The organism is Aquimarina penaris, from assembly GCF_040786285.1.
GTDB lineage: Bacteria > Bacteroidota > Bacteroidia > Flavobacteriales > Flavobacteriaceae > Aquimarina.
Map to the genome: position 1 here is coordinate 898739 of NZ_JBFMKQ010000001.1, position 20071 is coordinate 918809.

Here is a 20071-nt window from a genome sequence, read left to right on the forward strand (position 1 = left end):
AGGATAATCTAAAAAAATAACCCAAAAATAAATTAAAAATGAAAACAAGAAAATTACTAACCTCAATCGCAATTATTACAATAGTGTTATTTATACAATCAAGTACTGCACAAGAAAAATATTTTGCAGGCAACCCGCACGATAAAGATCCCAAATGGAGAGAGCATAAAATAGGTTCGGCAGTAGTTACGGGCTGTTGTAATACTGATGAGTTTACCATAAATTATAATGTAGGTGATGTGCTTTCTGGACGTTATAAAGAGCTAGACAAATTAATAAGAAACTATCCCGAATTGCCAAACTATTATGAAGCAGAGGGCAACGTGACAGAATTTGAATTTGTTGTCATCGAAGATGATGGAGATATTTTGGCATTTAATTACAAATCAGGATCACGAGAAACTCCCGAGGTAGAATCACTAATTATATTTAAAAAAGTAAAAGGGAAATCTTCGAAAAAAGAAGTAGAAGAAAAGAAAAAGTGGGTAAAAGAATTCTTTGAAACTAAAGTAAGAAAAGCTTGGGCCGATGAAAATAATGAAGAACTTAAGAAAGTATTCTTACCCAAACCTGGTAAAATGCAAACCTCTGTTCGCGCTAAAGAAGTTATATCAGTATTAAATAATCGAGAAGGATATAACAACGATTATTACCATGCTGTAGTTCTTTCTAACGATTGGAATATCGAACATCATAGTTATACTGGTGCTATTATAGGTAGAACCGTTACTGCTCGTGCGGTAAGAAAAGGAACAGATGGAGTTTGCAGATATGATACCACAAAATTCATTCAGGAATATACTGGATCTGGGTATCAAAAGAACTTGAAATACTATAAGGCAACTAGACTGACAAGAGGAGTAGCAGGAAATGGAAAAATTGCTTGTGAGAACGTAAAGTAAGCAATGATTGAGTGAAGTTTGATAAAATACCGGATAACAAAGGGGTTAGGAGTTATCCGGTATTTTTTTGAAATAAAATAATTGCATAAACCTGATGATATAGAAAATTATAAGTTTTTGACAACATAAGCTGTTGGTTTGCCGAGTATTTTTGTTTTCTTAAAAACCTTAGGATAAGAAATTTGCTAATAAAACAAACAATTAAACAATAACACTAATTATGAGAAACGCAAGATTATTTGGAATCATATTCTTAATTATTGGAGTAAGTATAAGCTGGTTTTATTTATCAACATTAAATGAAATTGGGACAACATTTCGAATTTTGGCAATAGGGCCTTTTATTGTAGGTGCAAGTATAGGTATGATTATAGTACCAGGATACACCCTTACTCCCGAAGAATGGAAGGTAAAAGAACAACGATTAAAACTAATTATGTCAAAAACCAAAATGACCTATAAAGCGATTTGGGTTGGTTTAGGAGTTGCAGGGATCTTACTAGCTAGATCAGGTGTTTTTAATTCTTTCTTTATATAAGTTGATCGATTTTAAATTAAAAAACAAGTAAATATGATAGGAGGAATTATTCTACTAATAATAGCATTAATAGCATGGTTCGGAATGGCTAAAAGCGCATCTGATGAGTCAGCTACTGGGTTTATAAAAATCTTTAAAGCTATATTTGGAGTTAAGGGGTATATTATTACCGCAAAAATCATTGCTGTAATTTTTTTACTTGCAGCATTGGCAGAGTTTTATAAATATTTCACAGAATAACTATACGGTACATCTAAAGAGATGTGTTTACGTCAATCAAAAACGAGTTAGTTTGATGTAATATAAAGTATTCATTGACTTGTTTATTCTTACATCGAAATCTTATTAATAAATGTAGTTGGGATGCCGGGTAACATGGGGGGTATAGTTGCCCGGTATATTTTTAAAGAAATAACATTCATAAATACGTACCCATACGTATTTTATTGTAAATCAAGTATATGTACCTTTGAAATATGATGAAGAAGTATATAACAAAATATAGATTAGAGATTTTGATTGGGTCAATGTATTTATTAACGCTTATAGTGGTTATAAAAATTTTAACCTTAGGAAGATAAAGGAATATACTTGTTCCTGAATTTTATTACCAAAGATCCACTGCGCACAAGCATCCAAACTGTGATTGCAATCCAGATACCATGTAATCCCAAATCAAAGTAACGCGAAATAAACAATGCAGGAAGAAACCCTAAAAAAGTTGATCCTAATAATACATTTCGTAAATACCCTGTTTCGCCAAGTCCTTTAAACAAACCATCACCAACAAAAGCAACAGCATTAACAGGAAGAGTGATGACTACTAAATAGAAAAAACCTGAAAAAATCATCAACACGCTTTGATCTTTTGTAAATATTCGACCAAGGATTTCAGGTTTTATTAATGCTGCCATACCTAAAATAACAGCTACAACAACTCCATATAAAGTTACTTTTTTTGCTAGTCTTACTAAGTTGGTAAAATCTTTGGCCCCCAACAGTTTTCCTCCCAAAATATTGCCAGCACTACCATAACCATCGATAAAAAACGCCGAGAATAACCACAGCTGCATAGCAATGGTATGCGCGGCGACATAATTTGTTCCTATTGCAGCAGCTTCACGAACCGCTAAAATTATAGTAATATTAAGAGCTAATGATCGAATAAAAAGATTACCACTCATTATCAAAAAACGGTTCATTTCTGGGTGCCATGGTTTTCTTAATTTTAAGGATACATTTGTCTTTTTTAGTAAGAATACAAATGCCAAAATTGCCATTACAACTTGCGAAATAAGACTAGCCCAGGCAGCTCCTTCTAGATTCATAGGGTCAATAATTCCTTTAATACCATAGACCAGCGCAAAATCAAGCCCAACGTTGATTCCTACACCAATTAATGCTACTACCATGGGCCAAAATGTATTTTGTAACCCTCTAAAGATGCCGAAAACAGCAAACACAAAAAGGGACAACGGAAATCCCCAAACTCTGATTTGGTAATACGAAATACAATATTCCAGTACAGTGCCCTCTGCATTAAGCAACTTAAATATTGGTTCAATAAATGGAACTGTAGTCAATAAAATAACAAAACTCAAACCTAGGTTAAATAGGATTGCCTGAGCGGGCAAGGCCTGTACTTCTTCTAATTTTCCTGCTCCTAAATATTGTGATATAATAGCAGAAATAGCGCTTCGTGTTTGAGCTAAAATCCAAATCAACATCGAAAGAAATGTACCCACTATCCCCACAGCTGCTAAAGATTCTGTTCCGTTCACCGGTATATTACCCACTACCGCTGTATCGGTGGCTGATAAAATAGGTTCTGCAATACCAGAGATAATAGCAGGTACCGCTAATTTGTTTATATTTTTAAAACTTATAATTGTACTCATATTAGCAGCTCATAGCAATAAAAAGAGTGGTCACTTTGTTTTGGAAAAAAAATTTCTCCTAATCTTTGATATCCACGGGTTTCATAAAACTTTTGATTGCGTTTATTTTGACTAAAAGTATCCAATCTTACCGATTGATATAAATTCTTTTTGGCAAAATCTTCAGCAAAATCCATTAACCGTTGCGCATATCCTTGTCCCCAATAGGTTGGATCAACAGCCAAACGATGAACATATATATTATTTTTGTTTTCTGTTAGCCATTGTATGGGAATATATTCTTCGTCTATTTGTTTGGTTAAAACGATGATCCCTCTAATACTTATTTCTTCGAAAACATATAACTCTTCTAATTCGATATCCTTTTGAAAACGTTCTAGGGTTGGGTAGTGCTCGTTCCATTGATAAATACCATTAGCTATCATTGCTTTTGCACAGGTTTGTGTTAGTTTATGAATAGCATCTAGATCAGAAGGTAAAGCTTTACGAATCATATTTTTAGGTAAAGGCCAAAAATACTAACTTTATGCTGCAGTTAATACCCACAGCTAGTATTCTACTAGATTTTTAAATAAACTTTAAGAAAAAAGAGTATTTTTGACATCACTGTAATGGGGATGTAGCTCAGCTGGCTAGAGCGTTTGACTGGCAGTCAAGAGGTCGTGGGTTCGAGTCCCATCTTCTCCACAAATAGAAATAGGCCTACATGCTACTTGTAGGCTTTTTGCTTTTTCAGAACCACAAGTATATCTGTCTTTTTAAACTAAAAAGTGTTTATATTTCTTGTTTTCTCCACTTAAAGTAACCTCTAAGCATTAAAAGGAAGTTTATAAAATGCATAAAACCTAGAAACCATAGGTTTGCAAATAAACAAATGACCATAGCTAAAAACTGACCGATTGCCATTATCGAATATCCTTTAAGTTTCTTCCTATTCAACAATTCAAAAGCAATGAGGATTAATACAGCAGAGATAATTTCAAGAAGGGTTTTGTATAATTCCATTGAATACAGGTGGATTTTTATTGAAGAACAACGTGCAAAACTAAAATACAATACTCTATATTTTCCATTTAGTACAAATATATTTTATTCCTGTAAATTGTAGAAACAAACGACTTTTATTGGTTGAAATAAAAAAAAGCAAAAAATAAAAAAGGAGTTTTTAATAGTTAGTTGTTCTATTAATACAAGTAGTTGTTAAAAACAAAACAATGTATAAAACTAAAAATATGTTGAAAGATAAAATGTTACTAGGTGGAGCCTTTATTATATCGTATTGTATGTTTTTAACATACTTCTTGATTCGAGAGTTTTTAACTCTTGGTGTTTAGTAATACCAAAGATTTTATTTGCCCTTAATACATTTTGTTAAAAAACCTCTTTGTAAAAGCGTTGATTGCATTAGAGGTTTTTTACCCTTAGAATTAAAGTGTCCCTTAACTTAAATATAGAAAAAGTCTCGCTCCCCAACGAGACTTTTTTATTGGTTTAAAACTACATGGTTAACCAACCCCTCGCATGAAAAATTGAGAGGCTAGCTTTACATCTTTTTGATTAATTCTGAAGGCTATTCTTTAATAAAGTGCAATGATGTATTAATACCATTTCCTCTTATATTTAAAATATAACTCCCGGCTTCTAATCCTTGTACAGGTAATTGATAAACGGCTACTCCTTTTGCATTTTTAAGCAAAACTCTTCTACCGATTAAACTAAATACTTGTATGGATACTTCCTGATTTTCGAGTCCTCCAATAGATAAAACATCACTCTTAACCGGGTTAGGGTGCAGCACTATATTTTGAGCGTTTTCTTTTGAAAAAGAAATCTTGCTTTGTCGATTCGCACACAAAGGGGCTTGAGAAGAGTTACTAAAGTAAAGTGTAAATCCTCGATCTTTAGATACTAACACAAAATTATCTCCATCTTTAGCCACCCAGTAAGCTCCATCTAATCCATTAAAGCCAGTATTCGATAATGTCACTTCGGGTTGAGCATTTTTTAACTGAAAACTCATAGTATCCGAGAAATCTACATACCAATTTGGAACTCCATTATCGGTGTTGATTGCGAATTTGTAAAGCCCGTTATAGGTAGGATTCCAATTGATTGAAAATTCTCTAAAATTGCTAAGACTTGGACCTCCTTGTCCTAAAACATGAACATCGCTATAGGACACATTATCCATCGCAGGAATACCATTTTCAATCGGCGTTCCGAAAGAACAATTCCCAGTATCACCACCTCCATCAGTACTTTGTACGGTTAGCATAAAGGTGTTTTCACCTGTATTACCATCATTATCGGTTGCTACTGCTTTGAAAGTATATACTCCTGCAGAAAGCCCGTTAACTTCTTGTGGATTAGGTGATCCTTCATGTCCCCAGGTATATGGAGCTATACTTTCTTGTCGTACCAGCGTATTGTTGATATACAATTTGATATTGTTTATCGTTCCGTCTGCATCTGTGGCATTGGCTTCAATCTCTATATCATAACCTTCTTGTACTGTTATATTTCCAGAAGGTGTTATAAAAGAGACCTCTGGTGACTGACCAGCAGTCATATCTTTTATAACTACTGTTCTTGATACTTCTGTAGCAAGTCCTTGCTGTGACGCTTCGAAGGCTCTGGCTCCAATTGTATACGTTCCCGCTACTGTTGGTGTCCAAGATACAGTATAAGGAGCAGTTCTATCTTGTTTAAAATACGAACCGTTAATCTTGAAGTTTACTTTTTCTATACTTCCTTCAGAATCTGATGCATTAGCACTTAAGGAGATCGTTTCGCCTAATTGATATTCCTGATTGTTTTGAGAAGGATTAGTTAATGAAACAGAAGGAGGCGTATTTCCGCCTGGATTAGAACCTTCTTTAGTAATTAGTATTACCCAATCTTTACCACCATTATTGGGAGCATTCCCTATAGATCTGTTTCCGCCGCCACTAATACTGGTTACAGAACCATTTCTTAGGTTACCACCATTGCGAGGATCATACCATTTTACGGTAAACCTTTCGCTTTGTCCATTTAGATTTAGATTGGTAGAACCTCCATTCTTCAGGTACACTACATAGGCTTCTCCTTGTTTTGCATAGCAATAGTCGTTATTGTTAGAAGACAATGAATTATTATTTCGCATTTGTGTTAATGGAAGATCTGCTATATCAAAGAATCGGATCGCATAACGTGCATAGTCCCACCATTTATCACGACTTCTAAAATCCTGTAGTGAAAGATCTGAATGTGCTTGCTCATATCCAAAATACCACTCATTACCCCATCCACCGGCAAGTAACGTACCCCACAGTGCATTTTTTCTTCCGTCGGTGTGTGAATTTCCAGCATTATTATCAGGGCGAAGTGCCTGACGGGCATCACCTGGTTCATCACAAGCGATTGCCCATTTTTTTCCTTCATTTCTGGATTTATCAATCCCTTCTTTTACCTTCCCAAAAACACTACTAAAATTTGTTTGATTAGTTTGTAATGAAAAACCGGTAAGTTTTGATTGATTCCCCAGCAAATATTCAGGAAAATCATTGGGATGTTTATGGATAACCACGTGGTGACGATAGGGGTCATTTTTATAAAAATATTCTGCCATTGCTCTTTCCTGAGCAGGTGATTGATCTACTGCTTGCGGTCCGCCACCATTTTCTTCTCCTAAGTTCCAGTTTAGTGCCAGATTATGACCAAATCTTGCAATTAGCTCGCGATAATATAATTTACGTTGTGTGCCTGTATTGCCGTTATCCAGTAATGTTTCATTTTCTGTTTCTTGCGTTTTGAAATGTGCAAAAACCCCATTATTCTGCATGTGCTCAATAACAATCGCCCATTGTGCTAGTTTTGAAACATCTATCCGTGTACGTTGATTACTGGTTGTATATGGGTATACATTTTTATCATCTCCATTGATATTCATGGTAAGGAAAGACATCGAGTTTAATCCTTCGCTAGCGATATAATTTACGGCTCCGATTAATCCTTTTCCTTTGCCACTTTTCCAAGTAGGGTCTCCACTATTCCAATCTCCTTTATGAGGATTAAAGTTTTTTCTTCGATTACCCGAATTAGGAGTATTGTCAAAATCATCATACGCAAATAAATTCTCTGGAGAATCAGGTCCTTGTTTGATCATATATTCACCAGTCTCAGCAAAACGTAAATAATGTTCACCTACATATTGTAAACGTCCTTTTGCTCTGAAGTCTCTACCGGTTTTATTTGAAGCGGCAATATTAAATGATCCGGTCTCTCCATTCATAAATCCTGCAACATTCCCCGCATTGACTCCATCATTGACTGCAACGTTATTTCCTTTTCTAAATGAAACTTTATAATTCCAAGTTCCTGTTTTATCTGGAGCAAAATGAGCTCTCCATTTGTTACCGCTAGTTGCAGATGTCTGAGCTGCATTTCCATCGGCAGCATAATACCCAGGTACAACGTAAGATGGTGAACCACTTTGATGCGTAAACGTTACATTTAAACGATAGTTCAGAAACGGATTGTCATTCGCAGTTTCAGAAGAATTTGGTCCATTAAAAGTTAAGGTAACTTTGTGCCATTTTTTTCGTTCGCCTGTAATAGAAGCACCAGTATTATTGTCTCCACCACCATCTGAACAATCTGCTAGTTCTGTAGCTGGGCCATCTCCCGATGGTTTGGTGTACGCTTTTGATAACACAAACTTATCGAATTCAAAACCATCTTCTCTCATAGAAAATGATACTGTATGAACCCCAGCAGATGGAATGTCTAAATATATCTTTCTTTCCTCTCCACAATGATTTGCATCGGTTCTTTGCTTACTCTCCCAGGTCCACTGATTCTTCCCCTGGCACCATTGCATCTTTTTACCAGACGCTGGCCAATTACCATTAAGACCTACATGAACACCATTATCTTCGCTACCCGTAGAATATGCTCTTACCCAAACATAATATCTACCAGGGGTGGTAAATTTGATTTTATAATCAAGGACACCTAACTCGCCAGGGTTTTCTGAAAAATTTTCTCCTCTAATTAACTGATCATCATGAGTTACTCGAGTATCTGGTAGTATTTCTATATATTTCCTTTTACTAGAAGAACCCGCATGTGGACCATCAGGATCTGGGTTCGGAGTATTAGTACTTCCGTTTTGTACGTACCATTTTCTTTTAGAAGTTTTTGATTGACTTGTAAAATCTTCTGCCTCTACGGCTACCACACCATTTCTTTCTACGGCTACACAATTTTCTCCTTCTCCACCAGTATCTCCTCCGCCATTAGAGTTACCCACAGTAAAACTTTTGGTAGCTTCACTTTTAGCGCCATCATTATCCGTTACTACAACTTTAACAGTGTAATTACCTTCTTGCAGATTAGCTATTGGGTGTGGTGTATAATTAGCCCCGTCGGTATCAACCAAATTTCCATTTACAAAAACTTCGTGTTTTGTGATGCTACCATCTGGGTCGTTAGCATTGATTTTTACCGAGACATCACTTCCGACAGTGTAACTTGCTTGATTAGGGCTTGTAATAGAAACTGTAGGAGGTTTATTAGCTCCTCCAGATGGATTACCGCATCCTGTCCATACTTTAAAATCGTCGAAAAAAGTATATTCCGTTCTTGGTGAATGCCAAACTGGGTCTGTTCTTTTCCCTCCTCGATATGTATTCATAATCAAGGCATTGATCTTTAAGTTGCCTTTTCCAGAGTTCCGAATTTTGGCATTATTATCGCGATACGTTTCTACTCCATCGATCCACATAATCACCTTACCGTTTCTTTGCCCTGGCGTGTTCATTTTGATATATTGACGGATGGTATACCACTTGTTGTCCTTCAGGTTAGAATAAATTCTTTTACCATCTCCACAATCTCCATCCTTTCTTGGTTGCCCATTTTGCTTCTCGGCAAAGTAGCTATACAAAATAAGGTAAGGCGCATTAGTTTGCGCTCTATTTCTTCGCCACATCAAACGTGCAGACCATCCATTTGTATTGTATTTACATCCGGATGGAATGGATCCACGACCTGTACTTTCATTATTAACACCACTTGTCGAACCTCCCAAGCCTGGCAATTTACCTCCTGTAGCCCAGAAGAAATTATCATCAAATTTTACTTTATATTCTAGATAAGCTTCTTCTACACTATCAAAATAGGGATCAAACAGAAAACCACCTGATCTACCCGAGGCATCATTCTTTAAGTACTGTGCTCGCAAAGTTTTATTGACAATTCTAGTCTCCTGCGGAGTGTTTTCTATCAAATTACTCGAAGCACCGGGACCTTTTACTCCTCTATAGGTAGATGCAGTCCAAGGCTTTACTTTATTGTTAAAGTCACTTTTTATATCTGCAATAGAGTATCGCCTGTTATTCCAATTATTAAAATCGACATCAATGATCGTATTACATTGAGCAAAAGTACGTTGATGGTTAAAAAGAAGTAAAATACTTATTATTATTAGTGATAGTATAAAAACATTCTTATTTCTATCCTGCTTATAAATAATCTTTTCTTTCAAGATTAATTTTGGGATTTTCATTGTAGCTTTCATTGTTCGTTTGTGTTAGTTAATATTTTTGAAATTTTTATTATTGCTTAATAAATCTTGTTTTAATTATCGAGTTGACGACAAGACAGTTTTATCGATTATGTAAGTCATTTTAATAACCTTCGGAAATTATTCGTTTTTCACAAATTTTGTCTTAAGTGCTTCCTGATGACGAGCATGAACCTGTAAGAAATAAATACCATTAGGTAATTCATTCACGTTCACATCGAGGTGAGATTGTTTTGCTGAAATGGATTCAGAATGAATAATATTTCCGTTAAGGGAATATACATCTACTCGATATGCTGATGTTGGTAAATCTTTTATAGAAAGAATATCTTTTATAGGATTTTGATCTAATACGAGTCTTTGAGAATTATGCACAGTGATTACCTGTTGACTTTTTCCTCTCATACAAGCAGGAGGCTTTGCCGAATTACTAAAACAAAGAAGTTTTTGGCTATGCTTAGATTTTAAAACCAATTCTTCATTTTGCATGGTTACCCAATAACTTCCATCAAGTCCTTCAAAACCGGTGTTTCTCAATGTAATTTCTGGATTGGTTTCTTTAAGTTGAAATGTTGCAGTTTTACTAAAATCTACATACCAATCGGGAGTACCATTATTAGTTTGAAGGGCAAACTTGAATAACGCATCGTATTTGGGATTCCATTTAGCAGAAAAGTTCACAAAATTTCTCATAAAACCTGGACTCTCGGCTCCTGTAATATGTACATAGTTATAGAGAACATTGTCTAAGGGTTCGAGTCCTTTGGTATCTGGAAGTACAAATGAGCAAGTGCTATTGGTTTTAACGGTTAGTTTGAACGATGTTTCTTTAGTCTTACCCTTACTATTAGTAGCTACCGCTTTGATGGTATACACACCCGATGAAAGACCATTTAACTCATTAGGGTTTGGCGATCCTTGATGCCCCCAGGTGTAAGGAAATCTACGTTCTCTTCTAACAAAAGAATTATTGATATATAACTTTACTTCTTTTATAGATCCATTGTTATCTTTTGCATCAACTTCTATTTCGAGGTCGTATCCTTCTTGTACGGTAAGATCTTCTGCTGGAGTTTTGAAAGAAACTTTGAATGATTGATCTGTACCGTCTCCGGTATTATCTCCTATTCTTGTCTTTGAGACTATAAAATCATCAAAATATGCATATAGATCTTTGGTAGGCTTATAATCGTTACTACTTCCTCCAAAAAAGGTAGATAAATAAATGTTATTTATACCGATATTACCTTCGCCGTTTTGACGATAATCGCCATTATCAGTGATGTCAATTGCAAGTTGGCCATTAAACCAACCGCGCATGATACCGTTATTTTTACCCGGAGTATTTAGTTTATGAAATACTTCGATGTGATTCCAGGCCCCTTTTTTAAGTTTAACCTGATCGGGTTGAGGTCCTCCTCGTTCGTCATAAGGATCTAATAAACTCCAGTTTACAGAAGCAGTCCAACCGTCCCATGTTGGTCTGGTTTCAAAATGATTATAAAATTCTAAAAGTCCATCTTTTCTCCACATTAACCGTAGAGACATATTTTGGTCTCGGGTTTGGTATGCTAATCCCGGCAATTTAGCACCTGCTCGAAATTCAAAATCTTGAGGGATATAGACTTGATAACTAAAATATAATTCATCAAAAGATGCATAGTTATCCCAATATACTTTGGTGTGCATACCGCTATCATTGGTTTTTACTTTTCCCTTGGGATATTTTACTTTTAGCACATTTCCTCTGCCTTGATATTCAGAAATGGATATCCTTCCTTCATCGGCACCTTTGCAAAAATGTGCACCAAGGGCTTCTTTCATTTCTTCTTCATTGTATTGCCCTGTAGATAAATGATCAAAATCATTTTGATATATAGGATTTTGGGCAAAAAAAGTAATTGTTACGAATAGCGAAACCACTGAAATCAGGTTTCTTTGTGTGAAAAGTTTCATATTTTGGGAGTTTAGTTATAGTAACCGGGCAAAATACATTTGCCCGGTTTTTTAAAGATGTTTAATTGATATTACTTCTTTATAAGTTGAGATGTTTCTTTGAATTTATATCCTCTTAGAATAACGACATATAAACCGGCTTCTAAAACCGAAATATCAACAGTAGCACTAGTACCAAGAATTGATTGACGTATAACAGTTTTTCCTTGAATATCCTTGATTTCAATTGTGGTGTTTGGTTGAGAAATATTTGAAATTGTAAGTTTGTTACCTTCAACAGGATTAGGATATATTTTTGCACTAGTAGTTTTCATGTCTAATGTTGAATTAGGCTGTCGGTTGTTACAATTTGGTGCAGTAGTAGCATTACTAAAGTAAATTGTAAACCCTTTATCTTTAGAGACCATTACAAAATTATCATTGTCTTTTGCTACCCAATATTCTCCATCTAATCCTGTAAATCCAGAATTAGAAATAGAGATATCGGGGTTGCTAGTGTTGAACCTATAATCCATAAAGTTTCTTAAGTCTACATAGTAGCCAGGCACACCATTATTAGTATTAATAGCGAACTGATATAATCCATTTTGACTTGGATTCCAGTTGATTCTAAACCTTCTGAAGTTAGAAAAATCAGGACCATTATTTCCAAGGATATGCACATTATTGAAAGAGGCTTTATCAAAAGCTGGTAAAGCATTTTGTATTGGGGTACCAAAACTACAACCATCGGGATTTGGATTACCTGGTCCATCTACTTTGGTAAGTGTAAACCAGTTGATGTTCCATCTAGGGCCAGAGGCATACAATTGTACTGTTTGACTACCGGTAGAAAGATTTACTTTGGTTTTTATAGTTCTCCAGTTTTGCCAACCTCCCGTATTCGGAATTGCCGTCTTGCCTAATGATGAATTATTTACTCTTATATCTACTTCACCACTGCTATACCTACTGGCCACTCTATAGGCGATTTCATATTCAGAAGTTTCTGGGATATTAATTCTATATTCCATAAAATCTCCGGTATCAATCCATCCTACATTAAGTCCACCACCGACATCTGATGTGTTTTGAGTTCTGATTCCTTGCATATCGCAATAATCTTCTGCCTGAATACGTGATGTGATGGGACTTCCGTTACCGGTGCAACCCCCTGCCGGTTCTTCTTGTACGGTGATACGTATTTCTTGAGAAGATGTATCGGCCCCATCATCATCGATAGCTTTTGTTGTTAATCTATAAGTTCCTGCTACAGCATTTGCAATTGTATATTGGTAGGGTGACGAGGTATCTTCACCTATTTTATTAGTATTGCTGAAGAACTCTACCTTGACTACAGTTCCGTCGGTATCTGAAGCATTAGCCTTTATAACAATAGAAGAACCTGCAGTAAATTCGTCTTCATTTGAAGGAGAGGTGATTGAAACACTTGGTGCTTGATTATTTCCTCCTCCTTCACAAGGAATAATATTCCAACTAGGGCAAGATAGTGTTACAAAACCTGTAGTACCATCACTAATAGGGAAATCTGGTGTATTAGGATTTCTGGTATTATCCCAAACATGAATTTCTGAAGGACTGCCTTGTTTCTTTCTAGCGGTCTGAATTTCTGATCCTCTACCTTCAAGATTAAAGGTGTTATTAAAAATTGCATTTCGGTATCCTGTATTATACCCAGTTCCTCTATCCAGGAAATCTACCCCTGCATTTATGACATTAGAGCCATCTAGATTAAAAGTATTGTTGTATACAAAACCATAGGCACCTTTTAGATCTATAAATGCATCTGCGCTATTTTCTCCTGATATTCCTTTGGCAGAAAAGGTACAATTTCTAATGATTGTATTTTTAGTTCCTTCTTTAACATCTACACCTTCGGCAGTAACATTGGGTCCAACGATACAACCATCTATTGTGTTATTGTTACAGTCTCTGTCATATTCATCATGTTGCCCTTTATCAGATCCTACATATAATCCTTCGCCAATACCTGGTTTTTTAATTCCTGTATTGTACACTTTACAGTTTTTTACCAGGTTATTACTTGACCCATCTCTTAGGTGAATTCCTTCTTCTCCTAGTTCACGAACTACAACATTTTCAATGATTCCGTGATTAGCATTATCGAATACCAACCCTTTAGACCCTTCCTCTAGGATTAGATCTTCAATTTTCCAATAATCACCCATAATTCTCATGACATATCCATCATACCGGTTATCAGGTCCTTTAAGAATTGGTGGGTTCGATGGGTTTTTTCCGCGAATGATAATTGGCTTAGAAGAAGTTCCATCTTTTTGAGATAGAAAACGAGCGGCTCTTCCACCGATTGATACCTTCTCTGGTGCCACATACGTCCCTGATGCTACAATAATTTCATCTCCGGGTTTTGCGTTTCTCATTGCGTTTAGAATACATTCTACAGTGCTACAATTGATTGTTCCACCGGGATTAGGAGGATTTGTGTCTCCCTCTGACCAATTTTTAATAATGTTTTTGATGAACTCACCGGTGTCGGTAAGTTGGTTACTTTGCAGACCTGAAACTCCAGCTCCACTTTGTACCGACGAAGCTCCTTCATTTTTATCACTAATGGCCCAATTAACATGGCTTATGCTATGCTCTTTGAAGAATTCCATCCATTTTTCGGTTTCAGCAACATTTGATGAACCATTACCATCGGCATTAACAGACCCCCATTCTGTAGCAAATATAGCTACCCCATTATTCATTGCAGTGATTGCTTTATTTCTTAAACCTTGACTATGCGTACCCGCATAAAAATGTAATGTGTATGCTGTATTACTATCATTTATAGGATCGTTTGAAGCAATATCCACATCTTGAGACCATGTAGATGACCCAACAATAATCAAGTTATCAGGATCTTTTGATCGTATCCCTGCAATTACAGCGTTTGCATACGACTTGATTTCAGACCAAGACTGTCCGATAGGTTCATTATAAATTTCATAAATGATATTGTCTTTATCTCCATACAGATCTGCCATTTCTGTGAAGAAATCTACAGCTTCTGCCTCATAGCGCTCTGCTTCGTGAGTGTGCCAATCTATTATTACATAGATTCCGTTAGCAATAGCAGCGTCTATTACTTTTCTAATCTTATTTTTTTGAGCCACGGGGCTATCAATATAACCGGTTCCTCCGTCCCAAGTTTCTTTAACCCCCATAGCTACTCTTATAATCGAGCTATTCCAGTCGCTAGCTAAATGACTAACCGTTTCGGCATTATAAAAGTCTGATGTATCACCGGCATTACTCCAAAACAAACTATTCCCTGCAAGACTTGTAGGGACATTGTTTTTATTTACAATTTTGTTGCCATTTACTCTTAATCTACCATGTTTTTGTACGACTGATTGTGCAGACATAGTAAAACAGGATATTAAAAAAACAAATAATAATGCTTTAACAGCAGGCTTTAGGCTATAAAAGTAGTGTACTTTCATTTTCATGATGTTTTGAGTTTGTGATTTGTTATAAATTATAATAATAGATCTGATCCAATAATATATTCCAACTCTTGAAATATTATCGTTTTGATTCTAAATAATAGGTATTAGTAGAAAGCGATATGATGCTAATTACCGAATACGCAAAAAATAAAATAAAGCAATCACCTTATAGATCATGAAAGAGGAAACTGGATCTTCTAGGCGTGCAACAAATAAATTTGTGCTATAAATGAATTTTTACAGACTTTGGGGTTTTCATAGTTTTCATAAGGTTTGTGTTTTTACGTTATTACTTATTTCTCCCAACTGTTCTGATTATACTATCAATTTAAAAGTTAATTACAAGGGGTAGCTGTAATTAATTTTCGAAACAATGTTAAGGATTAAAGAGGTTATAAAAGTCCGATTCATGGAGTGTTTTTGTTCAAGTATTTGAATATCAAATAGTTTAATTAATGTTTTTTAACACTTTTGTTTATTTGATTATATCCATTTTTAAACAAAAAATGAGATAATCATACTTCATGATGTCATAATAATCTGTCAAATTAGCGTTATATTTATAATTAACTAATCATACCTGCACCCCAAATATGAAAAGAGCAATAACACTATTTGTATTTTTGATACATCTTTTTGCTTTTGCTCAAGAATCTAATTTCAATAATTTTATTCATTTCTCAGTCTCCGAAGGATTATCACAAAGTACTACGGTAGCCATAGAACAAGATCAGTTTGGTCAAATGTGGATTGGTACTCGTGACGGACTTAATAAGTATGATGGTGAAGAAATCATAGTCTACCGAAATATCTCGACAGACTCTACTTCTTTAAGTAACAATGATATTTTATCAATACAAGAAGATAGCGAAGGTTTTGTTTGGGTAGGGACGCATAATGGTTTAAATCGTTTTGATCCCAGAACAGAAAGTTTTAAAAGATATTTACACTCTTCAGAAAAAAGCACTATATCGCATCGTTCTGTTCGCAGAATAAGGCAAATGAAAGACAAAACAATATGGTTTGCTACTTCTGAAGGGTTATTTATTTATGATCAACAGAAAGAAAAATTAATAGGGTATAGAAAAAATGACATCGATCCAATTGGATTAACTACTAATTTTATCATTGAAATTTTTCAAGATGAAAATGAGGTTATCTGGATAGGTACGTCTATGGGGATTCATAAAGTTATTGGTAAAGATATTTTTAACTTGAAATTTGAAAATATTACAACTTCTTCTACATTATTTGTACAAGCGATTAATGAAGATCTAAAAGGTAATTTATGGATTGGAACAAAGCATCAAGGCCTTCTTCTTTTTAATAAAAAGAATAAAAGGATAAAGAAATATAATGATAATACCACAATTCTTAGTTCTGATATACGAAGATTAGAATATGATCACAATACCAATTTATGGATAGGAACCTATAACGGGCTTTACATAAAAAAGAAAGATGATAGAATAATTAAGATAGTCCATCAACCTGGTAACCCAAAAAGTTTAAGTAAAAACAGTATTAAAGAAATCTTCACAGATGATAATGGATCGGTATGGATCGGCACGTATTATGGAGGTGTAAATTTGTGGGACATTTACAATAATAATTTCCACACATTATATAAAACCAAAGGAGATCAAGCATATCAATTAGGAGTGGTAAGTTCGTTAGTTGAAGATGTAAAAGGAACACTTTATATTGGAACAGAAGGTAATGGAGTTACCGTTGTTCATAATAATGGTAAAACCTGTCATGAATTAACGGAAGCGTTAAATACTAAATTATCAGACACCAATGTCAAATCTTTATTATTAGATGGGCAAGACTTATGGGTTGGAACTCTAAAAAATGGTATCAAATGTTTCAATATTACTACTAAATCTTTCGATTCATCTGCTCATAAAAAATTAAATACTTTATTACTCGATCTTGGGGTATATTCTATTACAAAAATCGATAATAATCTTATCATAGGAACTTTTGGCAAAGGGGTAATAGTATACAATCTTTTGTCAAAAAAAATTAATTTTATTAGGCATCGTGCTTCTGACAATAACTCTTTAAGTAATAATAGGGTTCGATGTATTTTTACAGATAGCAATTATAATCTATGGATTGGTACCGACAAGGGACTAAATAAGGTTACAACCGAACAAATCAATGCCGAATATCCTATTGTGGAAAGATTTCTTTTCGAAAATGAAAAGGCATACGGACAAAATATCATATGCATTTATCAAGACAGTAAAGATCAGATTTTTGTTGGCACCAAAGAGCGCGGAATTCTTAAACTAAATAATAGCATTTTTGAACAGGTCAACCTAAACCTGCTAAACACAAATCTTATCACTGCCTATAGCATTGTCGAAGATAACCAAAATAATGTATGGATAAGTAGTAACCTGGGGATGGTGAGATATAACCCTAAAACCGAAAAATCGATCATCTACAATCAAACCGAAGGATTTTTAGGAAATGAGTTTATCAATAATTCTTATTTAAAAGGGCGTAATGCAAATCTATATTTTGGAGGGGTAAAAGGAGTTTCTTTTTTTAATCCTTTAGAACTTCAAAAAAGCGATTACGAGTCTAATGTTATTTTGACAGGATTAAAAATTAATGGCGAAAATCTTGACAAAAGTATCTCGTTTATGGATAAAATTGTACTAAAACACAATGAATCCACATTCTCTTTGAATTTTGCAATCCCTAATTATATAAACGGTACTAATAATCGATACGCCTATCGATTAGTTGGATTAAATAATGATTGGAAATTTACCAAAAACCATGAAGCGAGTTATACCATACAAAAACCAGGTTCATATACATTTGAAGTAAAAAACGCCAATAATAGTGAAGCATGGAGCGAAAAACCAACAACACTTACTATAGTAGTAAAAGCCGCACTATGGAAAACACCTCTTGCTTTTCTTATTTATTTTTTGATCATTTCATTAATACTATACCAGATATTTGCAAACATAAAAGCAAAAATTGTCCTTGCAGGAAAACTAAAATCCGAGCGTATAGCAAAAAATAAACAGGAAGAAATAAATAAATCAAAACTGGATTTTTTCACAAACATCTCACATGATTTTAGAACTCCATTAACGCTTATACTTGCTCCACTTCAACAACTAATTGAAAACTACTCTGGAAATAGAGAAATGTATAAAAGTTTACTTATTATAGAGCGTAATGCCAGTCAATTACTAAAGCTTACCAATCAGTTATTGGATTTTAGAACATTTGAAAACAAACATTATAAGCTACAAGCCAAAAAAGAAAATCTAGTTCCCTTTTTAAAAGAAGTATTCTATTCTTTTAAAGAGTATGCTAATATTGGAAACTACTGTTATTCTTTCGAAAACAGTACAGAAGAAATACAAGTGTATTTCGATCAAAATAAATTAGAGAAAGTATTTTTTAATATCTTATCAAATGCATTTAAATACACACCAAAAGGAGGTAAAATAAAGGTTGAGATTTATCAAAAAAATGAAAATGCACTTATCGAAATATCTGATAACGGTAAGGGAATTGATTCTGATTTTATGGATAAAATCTTCGAAAAATATTATGAAACTGCTAGTGAAATAGAATATCAAAAGCATTTTAACCAAGGAAGCGGGATTGGATTGTTTATTGCAAAAAAGGCTATAGAGCTTCATAAAGGTGAAATTTTGGTAGAAAGTAAAGAAGGTGAAGGAACTAAATTTACCATAGTGCTAAAAGTTGGTAGAGATCATTTAAATGATCGCGAAATTGTTAAGGAACATTCTCTACACGAAGAGCTTTTTTCTTATCAAGACCAGCTTAATCAATTGGGACGTTTTGAAAGAACTGAATTTGATAGTGCACCAAAAAAAGAAGATAAGCCGACTATTCTCGTTGTAGAGGATAATGATGAGTTTAGAGATTTTGTAGTAGAATTTCTGAAAAAAGATTATACTGTAATACAAGCGAACAATGGGAGAGACGGATTAAAAAAGGCACGTAGAATCCTGCCCGATATGATTGTGAGTGATGTAATTATGCCTATCATGGAAGGAACAGTTCTTTGTTCAAAACTAAAAAATGATAGTCGTACAAGCCATATCCCTATCATTCTACTTACCTCCAAGTCATCATTACCGCATAAACACCAAGGATTAGAATCTGGTGCCGATGCCTATATCGAAAAACCTTTTAATGTAAAAGAGTTCTTATTGGTAGTAAAGAACCTTTATAATGCCACAAATAGACTTAAGAATAAGTTTTCAAAAGAGAATTCAAAATCAGAAAATGATACTATTAGCTCTGTAGAGGAGAATCTTAGGCAAAAAGCAATCAATATTATCGAAGATAATATTGATAATCCATCATTTGATATACCTTATTTTAGTACAGAACTTGGGTTAAGTAGAACAATGCTCTTTGTTAAAATAAAAGAATGGACCAATTTAACACCAAAAGAGTTTATTAATTCTATTAGAATGCAAAGAGCATCAGAACTTTTAGAGCTAGGGGAGTTGAGTGTTTCTGAAATAAGTTATAAAGTAGGTTTTAAAGATCCAAAGTACTTTTCAAAAAACTTTAAGAAGCACTTTAATAGAACTCCAACCGAATATGCTCATAAATTTTATTCTACATAAACTCTAGAATACAAACAAACTTTTAGCCATTATAAAGTACTTTTTTATTGTAGCTGCTCGACGTATATACAACCTAAAAGGATGATAAAT

Annotated in this window: 9 protein-coding genes and 1 tRNA gene; 5 read left to right on the forward strand and 5 right to left on the reverse strand. The window is 34.4% G+C overall.

The features are described from left to right. The first annotated feature begins 38 nt into the window (after nt 1-38). The 3 genes from ABW637_RS03580 to ABW637_RS03590 all read left to right on the forward strand — a co-directional run bounded on the left by ABW637_RS03580 (nt 39) and on the right by ABW637_RS03590 (nt 1680). The gene (locus tag ABW637_RS03580) at nt 39-902 is read left to right on the forward strand and encodes a hypothetical protein (protein WP_367583261.1); all 864 of its coding nucleotides are present in this window, start codon (nt 39-41) and stop codon (nt 900-902) included. A 220-nt stretch (nt 903-1122) separates the two neighbouring features. After that, a complete protein-coding gene (locus tag ABW637_RS03585; RefSeq protein WP_367583262.1) occupies nt 1123-1440 on the forward strand; it encodes a hypothetical protein in 318 nt (105 codons plus the stop codon). 33 nt (nt 1441-1473) lie between these two features. Further along, complete coding sequence (locus tag ABW637_RS03590) at nt 1474-1680, forward strand: hypothetical protein (RefSeq protein ID WP_367583263.1); 207 nt, start codon at nt 1474-1476, stop codon at nt 1678-1680. 329 nt (nt 1681-2009) lie between these two features. On the opposite strand, the gene ABW637_RS03595 is transcribed toward ABW637_RS03590, so the two are convergent. Both ABW637_RS03595 and ABW637_RS03600 read right to left on the reverse strand, forming a co-directional pair. Further along, nucleotides 2010-3338, reverse strand: coding sequence for an MATE family efflux transporter (locus ABW637_RS03595; RefSeq protein WP_367583264.1), 1329 nt, complete (start codon nt 3336-3338; stop codon nt 2010-2012). After that, nucleotides 3335-3832 carry a GNAT family N-acetyltransferase gene (locus ABW637_RS03600; protein WP_367583265.1) on the reverse strand — a complete coding sequence of 166 codons (498 nt, stop codon included), beginning with the start codon at nt 3830-3832 and terminating at the stop codon, nt 3335-3337. Before ABW637_RS03600 ends, ABW637_RS03595 begins: the two co-directional genes overlap by 4 nt. 119 nt (nt 3833-3951) lie before the next feature. Here ABW637_RS03600 and ABW637_RS03605 point away from each other — a divergent pair. After that, nucleotides 3952-4025 (forward strand) — tRNA-Ala (locus ABW637_RS03605). An 883-nt stretch (nt 4026-4908) separates the two neighbouring features. Here the strand turns inward: ABW637_RS03605 and ABW637_RS03610 are convergent. The 3 genes from ABW637_RS03610 to ABW637_RS03620 all read right to left on the reverse strand — a co-directional run bounded on the left by ABW637_RS03610 (nt 4909) and on the right by ABW637_RS03620 (nt 15332). After that, nucleotides 4909-9900 carry an Ig-like domain-containing protein gene (locus tag ABW637_RS03610; protein ID WP_367583266.1) on the reverse strand — a complete coding sequence of 1664 codons (4992 nt, stop codon included), beginning with the start codon at nt 9898-9900 and terminating at the stop codon, nt 4909-4911. A 126-nt stretch (nt 9901-10026) separates the two neighbouring features. Next, nucleotides 10027-11862, reverse strand: coding sequence for a polysaccharide lyase (locus ABW637_RS03615; RefSeq protein ID WP_367583267.1), 1836 nt, complete (start codon nt 11860-11862; stop codon nt 10027-10029). 71 nt (nt 11863-11933) lie between these two features. Next, nucleotides 11934-15332, reverse strand: a complete 3399-nt coding sequence (locus ABW637_RS03620; protein ID WP_367583268.1) for a cellulase family glycosylhydrolase — start codon at nt 15330-15332, stop codon at nt 11934-11936. Nucleotides 15333-15931: 599 nt separating this feature from the next. On the opposite strand from ABW637_RS03620, the gene ABW637_RS03625 reads away from it, so the two are divergent. After that, complete coding sequence (locus tag ABW637_RS03625; protein ID WP_367583269.1) at nt 15932-19981, forward strand: hybrid sensor histidine kinase/response regulator transcription factor; 4050 nt, start codon at nt 15932-15934, stop codon at nt 19979-19981. Nucleotides 19982-20071 lie beyond the last annotated feature (90 nt).

What these genes read in the sequence shown, in the direction of transcription:
- ABW637_RS03580 (WP_367583261.1), top strand. Translation starts at nt 39, where the DNA reads ATGAAAACAAGAAAATTACTAACCTCAATCGCAATTATTACAATAGTG.
- ABW637_RS03585 (WP_367583262.1), top strand. Translation starts at nt 1,123, where the DNA reads ATGAGAAACGCAAGATTATTTGGAATCATATTCTTAATTATTGGAGTA.
- ABW637_RS03590 (WP_367583263.1), top strand. Translation starts at nt 1,474, where the DNA reads ATGATAGGAGGAATTATTCTACTAATAATAGCATTAATAGCATGGTTC.
- ABW637_RS03595 (WP_367583264.1), bottom strand. Translation starts at nt 3,338, where the DNA reads ATGAGTACAATTATAAGTTTTAAAAATATAAACAAATTAGCGGTACCT.
- ABW637_RS03600 (WP_367583265.1), bottom strand. Translation starts at nt 3,832, where the DNA reads ATGATTCGTAAAGCTTTACCTTCTGATCTAGATGCTATTCATAAACTA.
- ABW637_RS03610 (WP_367583266.1), bottom strand. Translation starts at nt 9,900, where the DNA reads ATGAAAGCTACAATGAAAATCCCAAAATTAATCTTGAAAGAAAAGATT.
- ABW637_RS03615 (WP_367583267.1), bottom strand. Translation starts at nt 11,862, where the DNA reads ATGAAACTTTTCACACAAAGAAACCTGATTTCAGTGGTTTCGCTATTC.
- ABW637_RS03620 (WP_367583268.1), bottom strand. Translation starts at nt 15,332, where the DNA reads ATGAAAGTACACTACTTTTATAGCCTAAAGCCTGCTGTTAAAGCATTA.
- ABW637_RS03625 (WP_367583269.1), top strand. Translation starts at nt 15,932, where the DNA reads ATGAAAAGAGCAATAACACTATTTGTATTTTTGATACATCTTTTTGCT.